This is a genomic window from Pseudomonas sp. P4_C4 (assembly GCF_056402055.1).
Genome location: NZ_JBFUID010000023.1, coordinates 43993 through 64332, shown reverse-complemented (window position 1 = coordinate 64332; position 20340 = coordinate 43993). Strand labels below are relative to the sequence as shown.

Annotated in this window: 11 protein-coding genes; 1 reads left to right on the top strand and 10 read right to left on the bottom strand. The window is 54.0% G+C overall.

Annotation, left to right across the window (positions count from 1 at the left end):
• Nucleotides 1-511: 511 nt before the first annotated feature.
• Nucleotides 512-5281 carry a DUF3320 domain-containing protein gene (locus AC1DXW_RS14190; RefSeq protein ID WP_477760113.1) on the top strand — a complete coding sequence of 1590 codons (4770 nt, stop codon included), beginning with the start codon at nucleotides 512-514 and terminating at the stop codon, nucleotides 5279-5281.
• Nucleotides 5282-5748: 467 nt separating this feature from the next.
• Here AC1DXW_RS14190 and tnpA read toward each other — a convergent pair whose 3' ends face one another.
• The 10 genes from tnpA to AC1DXW_RS14140 all read right to left on the bottom strand — a co-directional run bounded on the left by tnpA (nucleotide 5749) and on the right by AC1DXW_RS14140 (nucleotide 20340).
• A complete protein-coding gene (gene tnpA / locus AC1DXW_RS14185) occupies nucleotides 5749-6066 on the bottom strand; it encodes an IS66-like element accessory protein TnpA (RefSeq protein ID WP_477760112.1) in 318 nt (105 codons plus the stop codon).
• 212 nt (nucleotides 6067-6278) lie between these two features.
• Nucleotides 6279-9497 carry a helicase C-terminal domain-containing protein gene (locus AC1DXW_RS14180; protein ID WP_477760111.1) on the bottom strand — a complete coding sequence of 1073 codons (3219 nt, stop codon included), beginning with the start codon at nucleotides 9495-9497 and terminating at the stop codon, nucleotides 6279-6281.
• Nucleotides 9494-11311, bottom strand: coding sequence for a phospholipase D family protein (locus AC1DXW_RS14175; protein WP_477756291.1), 1818 nt, complete (start codon nucleotides 11309-11311; stop codon nucleotides 9494-9496). The genes AC1DXW_RS14180 and AC1DXW_RS14175 overlap by 4 nt, the downstream gene beginning before the upstream one ends.
• The gene (locus AC1DXW_RS14170; RefSeq protein WP_477760110.1) at nucleotides 11308-12522 is read right to left on the bottom strand and encodes a DUF6361 family protein; all 1215 of its coding nucleotides are present in this window, start codon (nucleotides 12520-12522) and stop codon (nucleotides 11308-11310) included. The genes AC1DXW_RS14175 and AC1DXW_RS14170 overlap by 4 nt, the downstream gene beginning before the upstream one ends.
• Before the next feature lie 573 nt (nucleotides 12523-13095).
• A complete protein-coding gene (locus AC1DXW_RS14165; protein ID WP_477760109.1) occupies nucleotides 13096-14121 on the bottom strand; it encodes a hypothetical protein in 1026 nt (341 codons plus the stop codon).
• 62 nt (nucleotides 14122-14183) lie between these two features.
• Nucleotides 14184-15863 carry an AAA family ATPase gene (locus AC1DXW_RS14160; protein ID WP_477756542.1) on the bottom strand — a complete coding sequence of 560 codons (1680 nt, stop codon included), beginning with the start codon at nucleotides 15861-15863 and terminating at the stop codon, nucleotides 14184-14186.
• Between the two features lie 205 nt (nucleotides 15864-16068).
• Nucleotides 16069-17397 (bottom strand): restriction endonuclease subunit S, encoded by a 1329-nt coding sequence (locus AC1DXW_RS14155; protein ID WP_477760108.1) that lies wholly within the window; start codon nucleotides 17395-17397, stop codon nucleotides 16069-16071.
• Nucleotides 17390-18937, bottom strand: a complete 1548-nt coding sequence (locus AC1DXW_RS14150) for a class I SAM-dependent DNA methyltransferase (RefSeq protein ID WP_477760107.1) — start codon at nucleotides 18935-18937, stop codon at nucleotides 17390-17392. The genes AC1DXW_RS14155 and AC1DXW_RS14150 overlap by 8 nt, the downstream gene beginning before the upstream one ends.
• On the bottom strand, nucleotides 18934-19635 hold the full coding sequence (locus AC1DXW_RS14145; protein WP_477760106.1) for a protein phosphatase 2C domain-containing protein: 702 nt from the start codon (nucleotides 19633-19635) through the stop codon (nucleotides 18934-18936). The genes AC1DXW_RS14150 and AC1DXW_RS14145 overlap by 4 nt, the downstream gene beginning before the upstream one ends.
• Nucleotides 19636-20340 (bottom strand): hypothetical protein, encoded by a 705-nt coding sequence (locus AC1DXW_RS14140; protein WP_477760105.1) that lies wholly within the window; start codon nucleotides 20338-20340, stop codon nucleotides 19636-19638.

Below are 20340 nucleotides of genomic sequence, written 5' to 3'. Positions count from 1 at the left end.
TGGCTGCCAACGATGTGTCAGCAGCTTGGCAATTTCACTTACTGCTTAGAAAACCGCGTCAGCACTTCTTTCAGATAGGTATACAGAGCATGCCCATTTGGCCGCGTCGATTCGCTACGTCATGGGTGATTCAAGGCTGTGATCATTCAATCAGAGGTTGCTAACCTTCATGAATCGGCCCATGCAACGTCAAGATGGACTTTGAGGCTACAGAGACCATTCGATGAGTCGCTAGGTGCGACTGCCACACCCTGCTCAGCTCTCATCTCCGAAAGTTTACCTGTGGGTTTAACCTCTTCATTTTCATGCATTGATTGATGAAGTGCTTGTAGGCAACCCCGATCAGTCGTGGGCCTGTTGCGGTAGTGGTTGTTTTTTCGGTTCTACAGGCACCACTAGTCCGTTGTCATGACCATGATCGTCGTTCATGATCCAGGCGCTTACCGTTAACGAACGGTCATCTGTTTCCCACTTCGTTTTCCAGTCTCGACCACGTTTTAAGAGAATCTTCATGAGTTCAGGGGTCAGTCAAAAGCTGCAAGGTAGCCGCAAGGAATTGCTCGATATCGGCCTTCGTAACACCATGCTTAACTTCCGCGCGTCAGCTAAGACTTTAGCGGTGGTGGATGARCTGTCTGAGGCGGTGTTCCACCTGCTTTACCGGCAGGAGAAGGCAATGAGCTTTTCGCCGATGGCGCGCCAAAAGTTGGCTGCTTTGGCGAAGGCCGCGCAGCCAGAGGGCGCGGAGGCTCAAGACGCAGCGACTGATGAGTTGTTATTGCATGAACTCGACAGCTTGGGCGAGTTGAGTGCTGTCGACGATGAGGTGGATGAGTCGGGTCGAGCACGGCGGCATACGGATACGCGGCTGCAGACGGCGCTGGATGACGAGCGCCTGTTCCTGCAGCTGTTGAGGATTCACACTGAGGCGCGGGCCTTTGTCGAGGAGCAAGGGGTGAACACCCTGTTTCTGGCGCTGGGCTTCCTTCATTGGTACGAAGCGGACAGCTCGGAGAACCTGCGCAAGGCTCCCTTGATGTTGTTGCCGGTGACCCTTGAACGCAGTGGCGCAAAGGACGCCTTCAAACTGAAGTATTCCGGCGACGAGTTGATGCCTAACTTGTCGTTGATCGCCAAGCTCAAGACCGATTTTGGTCTCGACCTCGCGGCCTGTGAGTTCAGTGAGGATCGCTTCGATGCTACAGAGGGTAGTCTCGACAGCTTTTATGCTGAAGTGACCGATCTGATAAGCAAGCAACCCCGCTGGAAGGTTTCAACAAACGAGGCTGCCCTCGGGTTCTTCTCCTTCGGCAAGTTCCTGATGTTCAAGGACCTGGACCCGAAGAGTTGGCCGCAAGACCATCAACCCGATGCCCATCCGGTAATCAACCGGCTTCTGGGGTCTGGTTTCGGTGACCAGCGGCCGTCCTATGCCGAAGGTGTAAACATCGACTCGGTGCTCAAGCCTGGGGAAGTCCGATTCGTTAAAGATGCGGATAGCAGCCAGACTGAAGCTATCCTCGAAGTGCGCGAAGGCGCCAACCTGGTTATCCAGGGGCCTCCGGGCACTGGCAAGTCGCAGACCATCACTAACATCATCGCGGAACTGATTGCCCAGAAAAAAACCGTGTTATTCGTGGCCGAAAAAATGGCTGCACTTGAAGTGGTTAAGCGTCGGCTCGACGAGTGTCACTTGGGTGATGCGGTGCTGGAGCTGCACAGCCACAAGTCGACCAAACAATCGGTGATCAAAGAACTGGGTCGCACGCTTGAACAGGGTCGCCCGCTAACCAAGGTGGGCGAGGATGATCTGGCCAACCTGGCGGAGTTGCAAGGCAACTTGAACCGTTATTGCGAAACGGTGAGTGCGCCTGTGGGTGCCAGCGGCCTGGATTTTGTCGAGGTGCTGGGCCGTTACCTCAAACTCAAGCGCAGCTACGGTGTATTGCCGACGATTGCCTTCGCGCCAATGGTGGCTTGGACTCGGGCTGATCAGCAAAAACGCCGCGAACTAGTTGAGGAGTTGACACTTCATCTTAGGGAGATGGGCCGCCCAGACCGGAGTCCGTTCTGGGGAAGCAAGCGAACTTATTTCTCTCCGATTGAACAGAGCAGTGCGAACGATGCATTGCAGCAGGCAAGTGCACATTTGGCCGCTCTGGACGCCACCGCCAAGGCGCTGTCGACTCGGCTGATGCTGACCCAACCCGCTACTCTCGCGGACGTTGCTGTCATCTGTCGCGCCGCAAGGCGGGCAGCTGAAGCTCCTCGTTTGCAAGGAGTAGAGCTGAGTACGGGTGACTGGCAACTGCGCCGTGACGCAATCCGCGAGTTGCTCGATGCCGGCCAGCGCATGAGCACATGCAGGGCCAACCACGGCACCCAGCTGATTGAGGCCGCGTGGGAGCAGGACCTGTTAGACGTTCGGCAGAACCTGCTGGCCTACGGTGACAAGTGGTGGAAGGTATTTTCCGGGCGCTATCGCGCAGCAAAGGCTCGCTTGCAAGGGCTAGCGCAGAATACGCTGCCTGGCAGCAACGCCGAGCAGCTCACTCTGGTCGATTCGGTCTTGGTCTATCAACAGAGCAAGAAAGTTTACGACCAGCATGAGGGGCTGGGTAGTGCGCTCTTCGGTGCTCAATGGCAGCGTCAACAGTCCGACTGGGCGGTGCTGGAGCGCGTCAGCACCTGGGTTGTCCAGCTCTACGAAGACCTCGGCAACGGCCATGTCCCGCAGGGAATTATTGCGTTCCTCGCCGGGCACACGGATGCCAGTGGGCTCGGGGAGACAGTTTRTGACATTGAGGTGCACCTCGCTGGTCTTGATCAAGCATTGCTAGCCGGCCTGGAAGTCACCGGTATGCAGGATGACACCGTGCAAGCTCTGCGTAGTCTGGATCTCCCCGCCTTGGGTGAGCGCTTGCAGCTGTGGCGGTCCAGCCTGGGCGCGCTCTATCAAATGGCCCGCTTTAACGTGTTGTCGGGCGAAGTGCATCAGGCCCAACTGGATGAGTTGCTGAATATTGCCCTGCGTAGCGACACTCCCGATCAGTTGCCATCTATCCTAGATTTTTCCTGGTATTCGGGGTTGGTGCAGAAGGTCTACGCCGAAAAGCCAGCGCTGCAGCAATTTGACCGCATCAAGCACGAGCATCAGATCGCCAGGTTCAAAGCCCTCGACACCGCCTCGTTGAGCCATGCGCAAACGTTTCTGGCGCGGCAGGTGTGGGAACATATGCCCAATGTGAACCAGCCGGGTGAAATGGCAATTTTGCGCGCAGAGCTGAATAAGAAGCGTCGGCACATTCCGATCCGTCAACTGATCGACAAGGCCGGGCGGGCGATTCAGCAAATCAAACCGGTGTTCATGATGAGCCCCATGTCTATCGCCAACTTCCTGCCTCCAGGCAAGTTGGCGTTCGATGTGGTGGTGTTCGACGAAGCTTCTCAGGTCAAGGCCGTCGATGCGTTTGGCGCGATTTTACGTGGCAAGCAAGTGGTCGTGGTGGGGGACACCCGGCAGATGCCGCCTAGCGATTTGTTCAGCCGCGACATCGTCGCTGATGACGACAACGAATCCACCGCCGACATCGAAAGCATTCTCAGCCTGTTCAAGGCGGCGGGCAGCCAGGAACGCTACCTGCGCTGGCACTACCGCAGCCGACACGAATCACTCATCGCTGTTTCCAACGTGGAGTTCTACGACAGCAAGCTGGTGGTATTCCCTTCTGCTGGTCAGCACCCGCACGCCAAGGGCGTGAGCTTTGATTACCTACCGCAGGCACTGTATGACCGTGGTCGCACACGGACCAACAAGGACGAAGCCAAAGCAGTCGCCCAAGCGGTGATGAAACACGCGCTGGAGACGCCGGAACTGTCCTTGGGAGTGGCCGCGTTTAGCGTTCCGCAGCGTGATCTGATCAACATTGAGGTTGAATTACTGCGACGCAAGACACCTCAGGCCGAAGCGTTTTTCACTGCACAGGGCAGCGAGCGGTTCTTCGTCAAAAACCTTGAAAACATTCAGGGGGATGAGCGCGACGTGATCTTCATCAGCATCGGTTATGGCCGCAATGAATCCGGTCGTATCGCTCGTGAGTTTGGCCCGCTCAATAAAGACGGCGGGCATCGCCGGCTCAACGTCCTGATCACGCGGGCAAAGTTGGCGATGCGCGTGTTCTGTAACTTCCGTGGCGATGAACTGGACATCGATGCCAGTGCCAAACACGGCGTACGGGCCCTTAAGAACTTCCTCAAGTACGCGGAAACGGGTGAGCTGGAAGTCGCCGAGGAAACCGGCAAGGCCACGGACTCGCCCTTTGAGGACGAGGTCATTCGCGCATTGCGCGATCTGGACTACCAGGTAGAGCCGCAAGTCGGCACTGCCGGTTACTTTATTGACCTCGCCGTGAGAGACCCCGAGTTCCCCGGCCGCTACGTGCTGGCCGTTGAATGCGACGGCGCTGCCTATCACAGCTCGCGTTCCGCACGTGATCGCGACCGGTTGCGCCAAGGCGTACTTGAGGGCTTGGGTTGGAACTTTCATCGCATTTGGAGTACCGATTGGTTCCGCAATCCTCAGCAAGAAATCACCCGCACAGTGGCGGCGATCGAGTCCGCCCGCGAACGTATAGCCAACCGTCGCAACGTCTCGGTCACAGAAGTTCTGATTGAGCCCCTGCATGAAATTATCCGTGACGAAACCGTTGCCGAAGTCGAGCCAGTCGCCAGTCAACCTTATGAAAAGGCGCGGCTCTCTGCAGTCAGCACCCAAGCGGAACTACATCAACACCAGCCCGAGCACCTGCTGCGGATGATCCGTACTGTGGTCGACGTCGAATCACCGGTGCATTCAGTGGAAGTCACCCGACGGCTCATGGATGCTTTCGGTGTGACCCGCCAAGGCTCGCGAATCATCGCCGCCGTGGAACACGCCATTGGCCTGGGCATCAAGCAGAGGCACTTCCTGCGCCGTGGCGAATTTCTCCACCTGGTCGAGAATCGCCCCGTTGTCATCCGCAGCCGGGCGCATTGGGAGTCGGCTGAGCGCAAGCTGGAGTGGGTTGCGCCGGAAGAGCTCGACCAGGCACTGATAGAAATCATCATCTCGGGGTTTTCCATGAGTCATGACGACGCGATCTCTGGCGCTTTGAGACTGCTCGGCTTTGGCCGCGCCACGGCCAAGGTGACAGCGCCATTGAAAGAAAGAATCGAGCAACTGACGCGTGATAGGCGGTTGGAGCTGAGAGAGGGCCGGTTGGTGGTTTGTGTTTCTGGCTGATGCGGGAGGCGGATGCCCTCCGGGCGAGTGGCGAAGGTGGCCACTCGTAATTCGCGGAGCCAAGGTTGCTATGTACATGACTTTTTCAACAGAATCGGCCAAGAGCGGTCGTTGGCGACAGGTGCTACGAGCTCGGCTGGTGGTGTCGGGCATAGAGGATTGAACCGCCCACTCCCGACGCTCCTCTCTTTTGCAGTTCGAACGTACCCGGATAGCGTGGAATGCGCAGCGGGGGCATTGTCGGCGTCGATTAATACTACCAAGCGTTTTTGCGTGGGAGGGGCGTGGATGGTCATGGGGCGCCTTGAGTTGAGGACTTAAACATACCGTTAAATAGCGGATGGCGAACAGATACGCGCAGTGCGGCTTCGCCGCACCGAATACCGCCACCACTCGGGCCAACGAGGTGTCAGTGCCAGCACGCATGTCCATAGGCTCGGTGGCGAGCCAGATGGTATCGATATGGATCACTGGGCGAGTCCGCGGACAAAGTGGGCGCATCCTTCAGGATCGGAAGCTGGCCATTTCACCGTGACCAATTGCTCGCCAAGCGGAAGCTCAATAATCACCGATGCATCAACCGACCGTTTAGGCGAAGCCCTCACTGGAACGAAAGCCGGCAACACCGCTGGTGGCTGATCTCGGTAAAGCGGTAGCCACTTGCGAATGACGTTGGCGTTGATGCCATGACTGATGGCAACGCTGGAGACGGTCGCACCGGGTTGCAGGCACTCCTGAACAACCTGGGCCTTGAACGGTTTGGGGTAAGAGCTTCGTTGGCGCATGAAAACCCGGCGATAAGGGCTATCGCGTCCGCTTAAAAATACGCGGACACCATCGCCCTTAATGCTGGGGTTCGAAAGGTGTGTTCGCCATCCAGTTACAATGCATCTACTGTTGCAGCAAGTTGATCGGAGCTTCCTCATGGGGGCTGAATGGGATTGCGAACGGACCTTCAAAAATACAGTGTCGACAGTATTGGGGGGGACTGCCTAATCTAGGAGCTACCTTCTCTCAACGCTACCCGTCCCTCGATTAGCGAGGTGCTTTTGGATGGAAGAGTTGGAGCTAAACAAATCTGCCAGTGCGCGGCCAACTCGGCTGTGAAGTCATCCCCTAGCACCTGCTCAAGGCAAGCCATAAGGTCCTCTTGGCGTGGTTGAGCGAATACCATGCGGTACAGTGCTAAATCTTTGCATAGTCGTTGATAGCGGGTCTGGTCTTTGCTCATGGGCATGCACATGACCCGACGTTCAACCTTGGCTCCGCCTTCTATCTCGTAAACCCAGTAGGGGACTATGTCACTAATGCCGGCGTTCTTGTTTTTGACAGCTAGGGCAAAAAGTGAATCCCATAGGGGCTCAGTCATCTCATCAAAGTTCAGCTGTGAGCGATGCGCACGAGCGACGTTTTTTCTGACGGCATATCCCTTGTAGCGATGCACTCGACCTTCTCGTTGTTCCATGTCAACGGGGTTGGAGGGGAGATTCCAATGGACAATGGTGTGACACCATGGGTGGAAATCGAGCCCTTCCTGTCCAACGGACGTCGACGCCAAATAGAACGGCCAAAAAGGAGAGTTGAAGGCGGCTTGGACGGACTCCTTACGCGCGACGGCACCCACATCCTCGGTTTGTGCACCAAAGCGCAACGCAAAATGACTACGTAGTCTTTGAGGTAGAGGTGAAATTTGAAGCCGCCCATTTTTCGTTTCGATCAGGTCGGGGTGGAGTGTGGAAGTACGCAAAGTCATCGCCTCAAACATTGCTTCGGCGATCGGACCATGAACAGGTGTGTCTGTTTTGAAGCCAGCGCATTTTGCTTCAAGCAGAACATGGCAATATTCATCCAGCAGCGATTGAAGGTTTCCGTCAATGCAGTACTGCAAGGACAATTTCCAATAGCTGTCCTCATCCTCAAGTGAGCTCAATAGGGCAATCGTTCGAGGAGAATTGAATTGCCGGCGAAGGCCCTCCGCGATTAAGGCAGCAGAGCCCAGAAATTCAGTATCAATGCTGTCTGATGTCTCGCGTCGTACCCCTATCAGTGACCGCAGTGCGCACACACCCGGCGCGGCCAATGCTATGTCCGCCAACACACCAAACAGATCCTCAGGGACTTTTCCTAAGTCGGTGATTTTGTCGTCCCAAGCTTCAAGCCACTGGTCCACGTGGGACTGGAAGCCGCTGAGGCCTTCATCTGCATCGTCGCTCTCACGCGTTCTGGCCTGTCTCCACTGATATTCACACCAGCTTCTTGTCGTGGGATTCATCGTTCTTTCTAAGCGAGCAAGAGCTACCCAGTACCAGCGTCGGTCTGGCTGCCCATCAGTGATACTTCTGGAGATGAGGGGCTCCATTTTTCCCGCAATCAATTCGACACATCGTTCTCGAAGGTGCTCGTAGCCGTTGGTGCCTTCAAAGCTTTCGGCCAAACTCAATGGACTTACAAGCTCCACAAGGGACAACGATGGGAACACCAACATCAATGTAGTCATCCCACTTGGTTTTTCATCTCTCCCGCGGGAAAACTTCAGGTGAGGGCTGAATTTCTTCGGCATCGTTGAGTACTTTGCTTGACGAGATGATGCTTTCACTAATAGGCGTTCGATTTCATAAGAAATTAGTGAAGCAATAGCATCTGGTACGACATTCCAAGCCGAAAAAATGAGCTGTTTGCTGGCGGACTCTACGTCGCTGAAGGCCCCTGTAGGTTTCCAGTAGGGAAGTGATGGAGGCATCCATAACAATCGCCAAAGGCCTTGGGATTCAATTTCCTGCATCAGCAGTCGCAGCCTTGCGTTTCTGGTGTCGACAGGAAGGTATTTTTCGATCTCATTTGAGTTAAGCAACGTCCCGGGTGATGCCTGAAAGAGATCGGCAACAGCGGAGACATTTTTGGCCTGGTCTGATCTCAATGCTCGCTTAAAATTGTACTCGTGCATGAAATTGGCGAGATAAGGTGCAGATTTCCAGTGCTCGACAATATCGGGTTGATCAAGCCGGCGGGCGACTGCGTCAACTGTTCGCAGATCAAACAGATCACCTGAGGTCAGTGCCGGCACCATTTGGGTTGGTTGGACCATGGCGTCCTGCTTCTTGGTTAAACCGACGCGTTCGGTGCGACACATCACTGATTGAAGGGCTGACTCGATTCGTGCTTTTAGACGCGTCACCGGTGCGAAGTCCTCGGCGGATCGAGCGCTGAGTAGTGCCGATCTGAAAGCTCCTAAATCATCTTTCAGATGTTCCAACTTCCTATCGTCCTCCATCAGGAAGCCAACAGTCTTGAGAAAATCTTCGTAGTGATCCTCTTCATCTAGGGCCGAAGAGTACATCTTGTAAGGCGTAGCTGAGAGCAAAAGAACCTTGCCGACCGAGCTGTTGAACATCGCCTGAGCGAGTTCTGCTGCGGGATTGTCGTCCGCAGGGGCAAGCAGATCATTAAACCTTTGAAACTCGTCGAGGATGATCAGGTTGGGGTTGAGTGCGGAGAGGCATGACTTGGCGAGGCACCGCCTCAACTCACCAATCAAGCGGAGGCAGTTTTGACGGGTCTGAGAGGATATTTTTCGGCGACGATCACTGTACGACTGCGCGGTCTCAATTAGTAATGCATGAAGAGCGTTGTCAGCAATGACCGCGGAACAAAACGTCGTTGCTATGGCTGTGTCGTACTCCAGCTTGATGTCTGCATCAGCAAACCAGCTTTCCTTTGCCTGGCCTTGCAGTGCGTTTTTAAGCCCTCTGCGGGTCAGTCCAGGAAGGTTGGCTAGCATCTGATAAATCAGCCGACGCTCGTCTTTTCTGCCCGGTCGATTTCCTTGGTTGAACGTGGTTCCGGGGGTGAAACTAATGAAGTTGATTGAATGCTCCCGCAGACGATGAACTTCTAGAGGCAGTAGCGTGAGTCTTGTTGCTCTCGCGAACGATGGTTGGCCTGGCAGCATGAGGCGCGCCACGTTTTGGGCCGCGATGTCGGCGTTGGAGCAGACGTAGATGATGTCAATCCGCTCAGATTGCACTTGGAGCCTTTCCACTACCCGTGCGATGAGGCCTTTGGCAACCAGCGTTTTACCAAGGCCGACCTCATCCGCCACAAGGAAGCGTCGAGTGGGGTGCGGTGAGTCGAAAAGGTGATGAAAAGCGTAGTTAACGGTCGTTCGTTGAAAGTCTTTGAGCTGAGCAAGGACTAGATCTGATGAGAACGAAGTCATGCTTTACGCTTCCTTTTTTGCGCCAAGGCTTGCTCAAACGGTTTCCAGAGTGCTTCGAAGTCATTGGGTATCGCAGACTCAACATCCATGGGTAAGTCCCTGCGCAGGCGTCGCATGAGCTCAGCGATAAAAGTGAGCCTTTCTGGCTCGCGAGCGAATGCCCTGGCCAGCATTTCAAAAAGGGGGGCATCGCCGGCTGTTGGAGAAATTTGCCATTGGGAGCCAGCTTCACCATCGTACGTACGCGAACCTGGGTCCCAATCACCGAGCAGTAGAAGTAGGTATCGGATGAAGGCACCAGGCTTCTTTAGCGCTGTCCGAAGCACTTCTATGTCTCGGTTAGGAGGGGCGTTGTGCATCACCAGATTCAAAGCAAAACTTTGCTGCTGACCGTCAAGCTTAAGGTTGAAGGCCAGAAACGATGTCAAATCCTCAAGTGAAAAATTCCCAAGTCTCATCGCTGGAAGGCGTTCTGACGATGATAACGATATCGCTCTTGCTTGATTGATTGATATTGGCCAGCAACTCACCTCGACCTGTCCAAAGTCAACTTTCTCGACCCCGGCCAGCCACAAGACCCAATCATCCTCCTGTTGAGTACAGGTCAGATGCAACTCCGCACTGCTGATAAGTTGACGCAGCTTGTCCAGATAGGCGCGAGTCTGCTCAGCTTCATCAGATTCAATAACGGGTGAGCGCTGATAGCGGCAGATGATGTCGCCTATGCCCACATCAGAAGTCCAGTTCGAGGGGACTCCGACTCTACTGTGGCGTCCAATCAGCTCCACCATGAACTCGACGTTCTGGCCGGCTAGCAGGGCCGCAGAGGTTGCGTTAGCGGATCCTAGAAACATATGCGTATTCCACGCTTTCCTGCCAACGAACAATTTCGCATGTAGCCCTTGCTGCCGACCTGGGAGCTCGTCAGTATCTTCAGGTGAGTCCACTTGGTCATTTARCACCCAGTCCTCACCAAAGTAAGTTGAGTTTTTTTCGGGTAGTCGATCCAGCTCCTCGGGTCTGGATATCAAAAAGGTAGCGGAGTAAGTGCTTTCTGTTAGGGCCTTAATCGCCTCAGCAGTGATGAAAGGCGAAATTACTCCCAGCTCATCCCAGCGCTCATTTATGGTCGGGCATGGAATCCACTTCGCAGGTTTTTTGCCCAACCCCAATGCGTGGAAATTAAGGCTTTCAAAATCACCTGGTAGCTCCCATTCCGCGTAGTGGGCATCGTTTGCGAGGCTCTGTAATTTATCAATTCGGGCTGTAGCTAACTTCCGAATGGACAGCTCGCTCAGGCTAGCAATGAAGTTAACCAAAGGTTTGTTCTGGCTGTTTCGCTTCTTGCTGACATGCCCATCCAATCTTAATGAGAGGTCCCATGATGCATCGTCCGTTAGATTTCGAGACAACACCAAAAGCCGCAGCACAGCCGGCCTGCCAATCACATTGGATTTGAATTTCAACAGCCAAACCTTAGGATGGAAAGCTCCTCCGTGGGGCGCTCTAGCCTCATAGACCATGTCTTCCAGCAATACGAACAAAGGGCTGACAATTCGCGGTGGTTGGAGCCGCCCGGGTTGGCAAAAAACCGTAAGTTTCGACGCGGTCCTACGCATTCCTTCAAGCGTCGCAAGCGGATCGATATCTGCAGTAGGAGTTTTTGGATTTGCGAGCCAGCAAAGATTGAGAGGTACGCTAAGCAACGTCACCAGATCAAGGGAAAATGACGTAACTATGCCGGTCTCGAAAGTGTGATCCGGAGGAGGGGTCAAGGCATCGACTAACATGCTGCGCTGGTCTTGGTTGATCATTTGCGCTTCATCCCTTCATGCCATTCTCCCAGCATGCTTTGTGCAATCGACCATCGAAAATTGAGCCTATTCAGGCCTGCCTCGCCGCCCCAAGACGTACGCGCAGCTTTGTTGCTGAATCTGGAGCGTCCACCCTTTAGCTCACGCTCTCTTCGTTCAATGAGGTCAAGTGCGGGCTTATAGCTCCCAAGACCACTTTGTTTTTTCATGACCAAAGCAAACCAGCGCGTCACAAATTCTTGAGTCCTGATGGGGACCATGTAGCCATTTCTACCTACAGAAATCCAAAACTCAGCAAGACTCCAACCCTCAAGGAGGTGTACCTCTGAAGTCTCCCACTCGATCAGTGCATCGCCATGCTTTTTGATCAGATCTTCCCGTTGTTCCAGTCTTGCCAGTTGGAGGTTGTAGAGACGCGCAGCGCCTTGGATCAGTGCATCAAATCGGCGGCAATGTTTGAGCAGCGTTTTGTATCGACCTGGAAATTCAGCGAATTTTGGGTGTTCCCAAATGGTGTTCACTTCCTTGAAGTTGTCTTGGGGTGAGCTGTTCACGGCCAGCCAAGTCAACAGTGAGTCGGGGTGTAACTGACGCCAACGATCAAGCAAAAACTCTGATTCCAGGCGTGTCAGTGCTAAATGCGCATTTTCAGGGAAGTCTTTAGGCATGAGTTTCTTTAACTCTGGATGCCAGAGTCCTCGTTGTTCCCCTGATTCATACTCAATTTCGATACGTCTGGATCGCGTAGTCTGAGTGGCCTTCAAACGTTCGGCCATAGAAAAGTGTTGCTGCTGGCTACCAGAATGAGTCCGAAAGCCCCAGTTGCCCAGCGCGGCCCAATACACAGAGCTAGGAAGGCGCTTAAGTTCGCTCCGGGATCTACGACCTGCAATACCCCAAGCGTCCGAAGGCTCATTCTTGTCGAGGTAAGCCATTAGGCGAATTTCGGCCTCTCGGCCAGCGGCAGGGAAGCGAGACGCGGTCGTACCTTTGACCTCGATCTCGATGTAAAGCCAAGGTATGAAAAAGAAATAGCGGAGCCGAGTGTGAATCGTTGAGGTACCTGGAAAAAGTTGATCCGAGATGGCGTCACGCACACTGCCGATGCCGAGCTCATCTCTTGACTCAGGAGCTTTAAAAAAACTCAGCAAACGAAGACTTCGGTCGCGGGCGGCACCGTCATGGTCAAGCCAGGTAATCGAGGATCCCATCTGTTTGCGCTCCTTTGTTATCACATCGCGGCACCGAGTGTTGGCGGAGACGCGTGGGAAGTCCATCAAAAAAAATGTCTGATGAGTGTTCGTTAGCTAACACGGAGCAGATTTGGAAATGGATGATCCGCTAGAAAAGTCTCAACTACTCCAGAGAACATAAAAAACTATCGCATTGTTTTTTGCTATATGCCATGCAGAACAATATAGGCAGTCCCTCACTCTCACCATCTAGAAGTGGGTTTGCATTTTTTGGGGGCAAGCGCCGGATGAGGTATACCTAGCCTTAAGGAAACCGGACTTCAGCTGACAGCTGGGAACTAGGCGGTACCGCGCGGCTTGCTGAAATGTGATTGAGCCCGCTGACGTTTCAACTTCAGACCGAAGGATTATGAGTTTCCTGGAAACGCTGCAAGCCCAGTAAAGTCGGGCGTAGCTTAGCGTAGGTATACTTAGCTGAAAGTAGTGTGGTCTCTGGGGGGGTAAGTGTGTTTACGCGTAATAAGAAAAAAACTCACGCGTGTACTGGTGCTTTACCTCTTTTGCGGTTGAATATCGGCAAGGTACAGGCCCTCAGATGCCATATGTTGTTGCGGCATCGCCATTTGGGTCTAGGGCTGCATGAATAAGAATTCTGAGTTTCTCTAGGTCCGTGTCGGCTAATCGAAGTAAGGACTCATACAGCAAGTGGCGCCAGTAGTTAAATGGTGTTCTTCTCTCAAATTGCTTCCTCGCATGGGCTTTGGCTGTGATGGAATGCTTAAAGGCTGCTAGATCTCTACAGTCTAAATCTTCTGCAAGCTTTTCTTCTAAGGCGCGGAACTCTCCTTCAACGCGCTCCTTGACTCGATAAACCTCATCCCAAGTCGTCAGTTTGCTTTGATTTGTAAGTGGTTGAGGTGACATAACCCAAGTAACTATTGGCAAGGTATCTTGGAAATCGATCTGTAGATTTACTTGTCCTTGAAAATTTTCAGTCCAAGGGTCGAAGCACATACGCCGCTGTCCGGCTAAATTGTTCAAAAGGTCTTTAGCGAGTTTGGCTTTTGAATTACACGTGTTACAAATAGGCATCAGGTTGTCGGGGTCGATCCCAAATTGCGGGTATTTTTCCTTCGCCAATAAATGGTCATATGGTGCCCGCCATTGGTCGTTTTCAGCGACTCCACTCCGTCGTTGCGCGAGATACTCTGTCGCGCATATACCACAGACATTGCCATTGCCCGGCGGATGAATAGCGCTGTAACGGTTGTAGTGATCCTTGACAGTTTCTCCGCAAGCCTGCGTGATTCCGGCAAGCGTAGAGCTACTTTTGAATAGATGTGTAGTCAGGTTCTTCAGCTCGGCATTTACTGCCTCTGGAATCTCCTGTGTCGCGGCAATGGGATCTGTGAAGAGTTGCCTCACGCTAGACGCCGTGCGGATCCCAAGATAGAGCTGATACCTGCCCTCATCATCAAGAGCTCTAATAGTGACTGCGAGTGCCTGAAAACGAGCATCCGTAGCGGGATTTGCTTGAACTGCACTCCAAAGCCCATAGGGGAGGGTTGATTCATCGATGGTTCGCCCGGAACAACTAGCAAGGAACACTTCACGCACAAGTGCGTTTAGGCCTCTAAATACAGCGCTCGGGGCAAGGCCTGCTCTTACGGGAAGTAACATCAGACCTCCAAGCGCTGTAGTAAATAGGCGCGCTCCATCGACTCGCCAAGCTGCTCTTCGATCCATTGTCGCTTGTGAGCGTTATCCATATTTACGTCATTAAGGTGGCTGCGAATTTCATCAACTGCTGTTTGTGATATCGCAGATCGGAGGCCGAAGAATTTCTTAATTAGGACTTCAAACGAAGCCCCAAAGGTTTCGCTGGATGGCGAGGCCATGGCTGACTGGCCATCAATCCTCTCGAATCGATAGACAGCCTCGCGATGCAAGGACGAAATCAAGAATGGTGAGTGTGTTGAAATCAACGCTTGCGAGGTAACTAGCCCGCGACCTGCCTGCTCAAACCCCAAGTGATAACGGGTGCGCCAGCTCGGGTTTAGATGCGTTTCGGGTTCGTCGAATATGAATAATGATTCGGCGTCGCCAAAAAGCCTTACCGCACCAATCGTATGGAGCAGCTGAGCTTCTCCGTCACTCAAATCGTCGATTGGTGCAAAGTGCTCTCCATCAGACAGCTCCAGCTCGACCACAGTAAGCGGCAGCTTACCCTTAAGCGGTTTTTTGACATGTTCGTCTAAAGCGTCATCCCGAAGTACTTTTCGTATATTGGGCGACCATTGCCCAACGCCTAACAATTGCAACTTGTAGAGTTTCCAGAATAATCGGGCGGGATCACGATATGTTTCTCTTAGCTGCTCGACGACATTAGGGATCATGAAATCGATCGTGATTTCGGCGCGCAGATAATCGAGTTCGTACAGCTCATACTGTTCATCTGTAGTCCGGGTCGATAGACCTCGTATGCTCCCGTCCCCCACTGCGCGTACTAGCTGTTTGAGATCTTCGATGCTGTCTTGCTCAACAGGGACGCGCCGCAAATCGTAATGCAGAACTACTTTGCGAGGATGCTTCATTCGGATCTCTGGCCACAGCAGGTCGCGCTCGGCATCACTTAATAACCCAAGGGCCGTAACCACCAAATTGGTGCAGTCGTAGTCTAGAAAAAGTGAGCTTGGTAGTGGCGTGTCAGCTTCTCGCGTGCGCAGTGGATCATCCAAGTCGCTCGTCGATGGAGCACCGAATATACCTGGAAAACGCCTTCTGTACTTATAGTTGATCTGTTCGTAAACGACCGCATCGACATTAGGTTGCGCCAACTCGATACGACGTCGAGACCTAGTGCTCATTACGTCAAAGTACTGTAAGGCATTGCGCATGAAGGAGCGTTGGAGGTTCTCGTTTAAACCGGAGGCATAACCTATCAAACGAGGTAAAGGCAGCTCCGCGAGTACGCAGTCTTCCCCATGTGACCATTGCGCTGTAACGTCATTTAAATCATTGGCGACTGCAGATATGAAAACACTGCGGCTGACCAAAATTGACTGGTTAGCTTCAAGTTGTACCGTATAGCGTTTTAGTCGTTCTCTATCATGGTCATCGTCTGACCACTCATAGCTCAGATTGAAGCGATAATTTAGGATTTTTCGAACGCGAAAGTCTGTTCGCTTCCTTCGCTCCAGATAGGCAAAGACTTCTGCGATGAGCTCCATCAGCTGCGACTTGCCTGACCCATTCAAACCAATAAGTGCGATTATTTTTCCTGGGGCATCAGAAAAGTCAAACCGCTGATTAGCCAGTCCCTTGTACTGACCAATTAGTTCGAAGTGCAGAAGCTTCATTTCGGCTTACCTGCTCCACTTATAACTGACCGAGGCTTGATTGATCTGATTGTTTTGCTGCGCATTATCGAATAACTCAAGAGCTCGCAGACTAGGCGAGAGGAATCAGATTGCTGTGAATGGGCAGTCGCAAGCTGCCCCGAAGGCCTAAGCATAGGAATGCTCGAGAATAAGCTTTGGCTTATGTGGTCGACACGCTGCGGCATCAGGCGTTTTTCCTTCCGCGTTTGTCCTTGGAAGTAGCAACGCGTTGGGCTTTGATGCGCTCCAGCAGCACGTTGGCGGGTTCGTCGTTCGGGTCTTGGGGCACCAGTTCACCGCGGAAGGCTTTGGCCAGGATGCTTTGGGTCAAGAGGTCGATACGGGTTTTGGCCGAGGCGACTTTGGCTTCCAGTTGGTCGGCGAAGGCGAAGAGTTGTTCTACGCGACGGACGATTTCGGCTTGTTCATCAAGAGAGGGGAGCGGAACATCAATAGCTGAAAGTTGCTGCTTGTTAACAAACTGGGTAGCCCCGCCACGATAAAGACTTTCGTAATAACCTTGGTGCCTCAAGAGCTCAAGATACATGCGTAGGAAGTCAGCTGAAATCGTGTCGGAAGGCCTGATAAGAAAAATATTCCAGGCAATCAAGTAGTCGGTCGCTTCCTTTATAACAACTGACCTGCCGATGGTTCCAATGTTTGTAAACAGAATTGAACCTTGAGGAGGACAGTACTTGTCTCTGTATTGTTCAAAGAGATTGGAGTTGACGAACCGTGCATCGTGAAAAAGCACTTCCCCAGAAGTTATATGCTTAGCCTGCAGTATTGGAAATCCTGTTTCAGAGTATTCAATTTTCTCAGCGGATGTATTGACTCCTTGATGTAGTCGCTTTGAGAGCTCACCTAATGTGTTACTGCTCCAGGGAGCGGGCATACTGATCTCGCGCCACTCATCTGTCAGCCGCCCAGATACCGCGGCGTCGAGAATAGATTGCCGGAAACGTTTGAGTAGGGCGGGTATGGCATCGATGCGGACTTTGAGTGTGTCGACCTGGCTTAGCAGCTCATCAAGCTTTTGGGCTATACGGGTTTGTTCTGCACGGGATGGGATAGGTATTTTGTATTTACGAATATCAGCACTATTCACAGCCGGATATAGCGCACCTTGGACTTTTTCGCACATGGCTTCGACAAAATGTGCTGACCGTACAGCAGCAAAAATCCATCTCGGTTCGACCTCAACTGGCTTCAAAACATCGAACCCGGTTGAAGCAATGCAGTTGTTATGTTGTTCGTGAATTAAGGCTACAGCGTTAAGATTCGGCCGTGTCATCGAAACGATAACATCGCCTGTGTTGACCATTTTTCGGGCCCGGCTTGGAGCTCCAGCTCCTAGCAAATGTTGTGGCTCCGATACGGTTTTCAGTGTTCGGTCAATGCTTGCGATATCGATGTAAATAAACTCTTCATCATCGCCGGGGGCTCGTTGTATAGGCTGGGTACATACATCCCCTAAGGCAGCAACTTCCCATCCTTGCGGCAATTCACTCATCCCCATTCTCCCGAGCCACCACCAACCCCATCACCTCAGCCATCAACTGCTTCTGCGCCGCCACTTCATCCCCAGCCCCCAGCGCTTTCATCAACTCTTCCAACTCATGCAACGCCTCAGTCAGCTCAGCCATCGCCTCACCCGCCAACACCTCCGGTGCCGGCAAGTCGTTGGCATCCAGACTGTCCGCATCCTTCAACCAACTGATATCCAGCGAGTCTCCACGCTGCCCAATGTCATCGCGAGTAAACACCCGGAAGCGGCTGAGCTCAGCAATCCCCTCGACATTCTCCGCACGCGGGCTGTTGCCATTGGCATCGACCCCGTACGCCTCTTCGAAAGGCTTGAGGTGCGTGGCACCAAACGGCGTGCGCTTACCGAAACTCGGCATGTTGCTGCGCAAGTCATAGACCCAAACGCGCTGGGTGCAGCCCTGATCCTGACGCGGATTTTCAACAGTGCCTTTCTGGAAAAACAGCACGTTGGTCTTCACGCCTTGGGCATAAAAGATCCCGGTCGGCAGGCGCAGGATAGTGTGCAGGTTGCACTTGTCCATCAGGTCGCGACGTACGTCGGTGCCGACGCCGGCTTCGAACAGTACGTTGTCTGGCAGCACCACAGCGGCGCGGCCACCGGGTTTGAGGCCGCGATAGATGTGCTGCAGGAAGGCCAGTTGCTTGTTGCTGGTCTTGTAGGTGAGGTCGTCACGGGTCGGGCCGCCGCCGCCCTTGGCGGTGCCGAACGGTGGGTTGGAGAGAATCACGTCGACTTTCGGCAGGTTGGCGCCGGTTTGGCCGAGGGCGTTGCCCAGGTGCACCACGCCTTCTTCGTCGCCTTCCATGCCGTGCAGCAGGGTGTTCATCAATGCCAGGCGACGGGTGCCCGGCACCAGTTCTACGCCGACAAAGGCGCGGTTGCGCTGGAAACTGCGGGCCTTTTCGTCGAGGTCGTAGTGATCGTCGGTCTGGCTTTTGATGTAGGCATCTGCGGCAATCAGGAAGCCTGCGGTGCCGGCGGCCGGGTCCTGAATGACTTCGCCCGGCTGGGGCTTGATGCAGTTGATGATGCTGTCGATCAACGGACGCGGGGTGAAGTACTGGCCCGCACCGGATTTGGTTTCGCTGGCGTTCTTTTCCAGCAGGCCTTCATACAGATCGCCGAGGCCATCGCGGCGGGCGCTGAACCAGTCGATGCCGTCGAGGCTTTTGATCAGTTGTTCCAGGTGGCGCGGCTCTTTCAGGCGCGTCTGGGCATCGGCGTAGATGGCGGCGATCAACGGGTCGGCGTTTTGACCCAGGTCGAGGAGCATCTGCCGGTAGTGGTTGAGCAGGTTGAGACCGGACTTGCCGTTCAGGTCCGGCCAGCGCGCGCCTTCGGGCAGCTTGTGGCTGAAGCTGTCGTTGTTCTGGACCTGTTCGAATTCCATCTTGATGAACAGCAGCAGCACCAGTTCGGTGACGTAATCGCTGTAGTTGATGCCGTCGTCACGGAGGACGTCGCAAAGGTTCCAGAGCTTCTGGACGATGTCGCTGTTGGTCATGGGGCGCGCTCTAAAAAAATGGGGCTGGGGATGACGCTCAGGCAGCTGATGTCGTCATCGGTGGGCGGGGCGGGCAAGTGGCCGTCTCGCAGAAATGTTTGTTGGGTCTGGGTGCATAAGCCGGCCCAGAAGCCATCGCTCGCCAGTAACCAGTGTTGGTTCGGGCGGGCAGGCCAAAAGTTGATCTCAGGGTTGCTCTCGCGCCGGGCGCTGAAGCAGCGGGTCAGGCTGTGGCGTGTTGAGTCCCGAGCAATCTGTGCGAGGGTGAGATCACCCTGCCAGTTGGGTGCGCAATGTACAGTACTGAGCCAGTTGATTTCACTGTCCAGATCAATGAAGCCCAGGCAGCAGTCGCCTTCGTGAATCGTGAATGCCGCATCGGGGAGCAGGCAAAGCAGTAGATAACTGCAGGCGGCCAGGGGGAAATCGCTCCGCAGTGTTTGATGTCTGGCGGTGATGATCTGCTGGAGTGCGCTGGCCAGTTGCTCGGCGTCCAGTTCTTGCGTCGGTAACTGGCCAAAACCCTGGGTCAGATCATTCAGCAAGGCATGAGCCAATTCACCGCTGCGCGGGTGACTGCTGCTGCCATCGGCGATCAGGTAAAGGCGGGCGTTTGCCTGCGCGGTATGGGCGAAGGCATCGCGATTGTCCGCTGTGTGACTACCGGCCTGGGTCTGCCATTTGACGGTCGCGTGCATTCAGGCGGTTACCTGGATGATGTAGTGTAGGCGCTGCCAGATGATCTGCTCACGGTCGCTATCCCCGCGTGCAGCATCTTGCACCAGATAACCGAAGTCATTGATGCACAGCAGGCCTGCCAGTGTTTGGTTCAGGTAGATGCGAAGTTCTCGGGCGGCAGATTTTACTTCGGCCAGCAGTTCCTCCCGGCCGTTGACCAGATTGAGAATGTCCTCAAGGTCCTGGCTGCCCAGTGGGTTCTGCGCGCCGCGACCGGCGTAGGCTTCCAGTTTGCTGCCGAGAAAGTAGGGCGGGCTGAACAGGCGAATGCGGCGGCCACTTGGCAACTGATGCCATTGCGCGTTGGCCAGGCCGTCGCTGAACCAGCGGTTGTTGCAGCCCAGCAGGTTGGCGGTTTCGGCATCTTCGGGCATGAAGTCGACTTTCAACTCGCCCAGTCGCAGGCGGCAAATGACCTCGTCCTGCGGCGATTGCGTGAAGCCTTTTTGCTTGAGTTGTGCCACCAGCGTTTGCCATTGGGCATAGCCTGTCAGGTGCACCACCAGATCGACATCGTCGGTGTAGCGCACTTCTTCCAGGGTGAATTCGTCGGTCAGCAGCAAGGCGGTCGTGCAACCGCCGACGAAAGCGACCTCCTGGCAGAGGTCTTCGCCGAGCGCCTCGGCGACGACTTCGAGCATCTGAATGTTTTGTGCGCGGCTCAT

What these genes read in the sequence shown, in the direction of transcription:
- AC1DXW_RS14150 (WP_477760107.1), bottom strand. Translation starts at nt 18,937, where the DNA reads ATGACCAACAGCGACATCGTCCAGAAGCTCTGGAACCTTTGCGACGTC.
- tnpA (WP_477760112.1), bottom strand. Translation starts at nt 6,066, where the DNA reads ATGCGCCAACGAAGCTCTTACCCCAAACCGTTCAAGGCCCAGGTTGTT.
- AC1DXW_RS14140 (WP_477760105.1), bottom strand. Translation starts at nt 20,340, where the DNA reads ATGAGCCGCGCACAAAACATTCAGATGCTCGAAGTCGTCGCCGAGGCG.
- AC1DXW_RS14145 (WP_477760106.1), bottom strand. Translation starts at nt 19,635, where the DNA reads ATGCACGCGACCGTCAAATGGCAGACCCAGGCCGGTAGTCACACAGCG.
- AC1DXW_RS14160 (WP_477756542.1), bottom strand. Translation starts at nt 15,863, where the DNA reads ATGAAGCTTCTGCACTTCGAACTAATTGGTCAGTACAAGGGACTGGCT.
- AC1DXW_RS14180 (WP_477760111.1), bottom strand. Translation starts at nt 9,497, where the DNA reads ATGACTTCGTTCTCATCAGATCTAGTCCTTGCTCAGCTCAAAGACTTT.
- AC1DXW_RS14155 (WP_477760108.1), bottom strand. Translation starts at nt 17,397, where the DNA reads ATGAGTGAATTGCCGCAAGGATGGGAAGTTGCTGCCTTAGGGGATGTA.
- AC1DXW_RS14170 (WP_477760110.1), bottom strand. Translation starts at nt 12,522, where the DNA reads ATGGGATCCTCGATTACCTGGCTTGACCATGACGGTGCCGCCCGCGAC.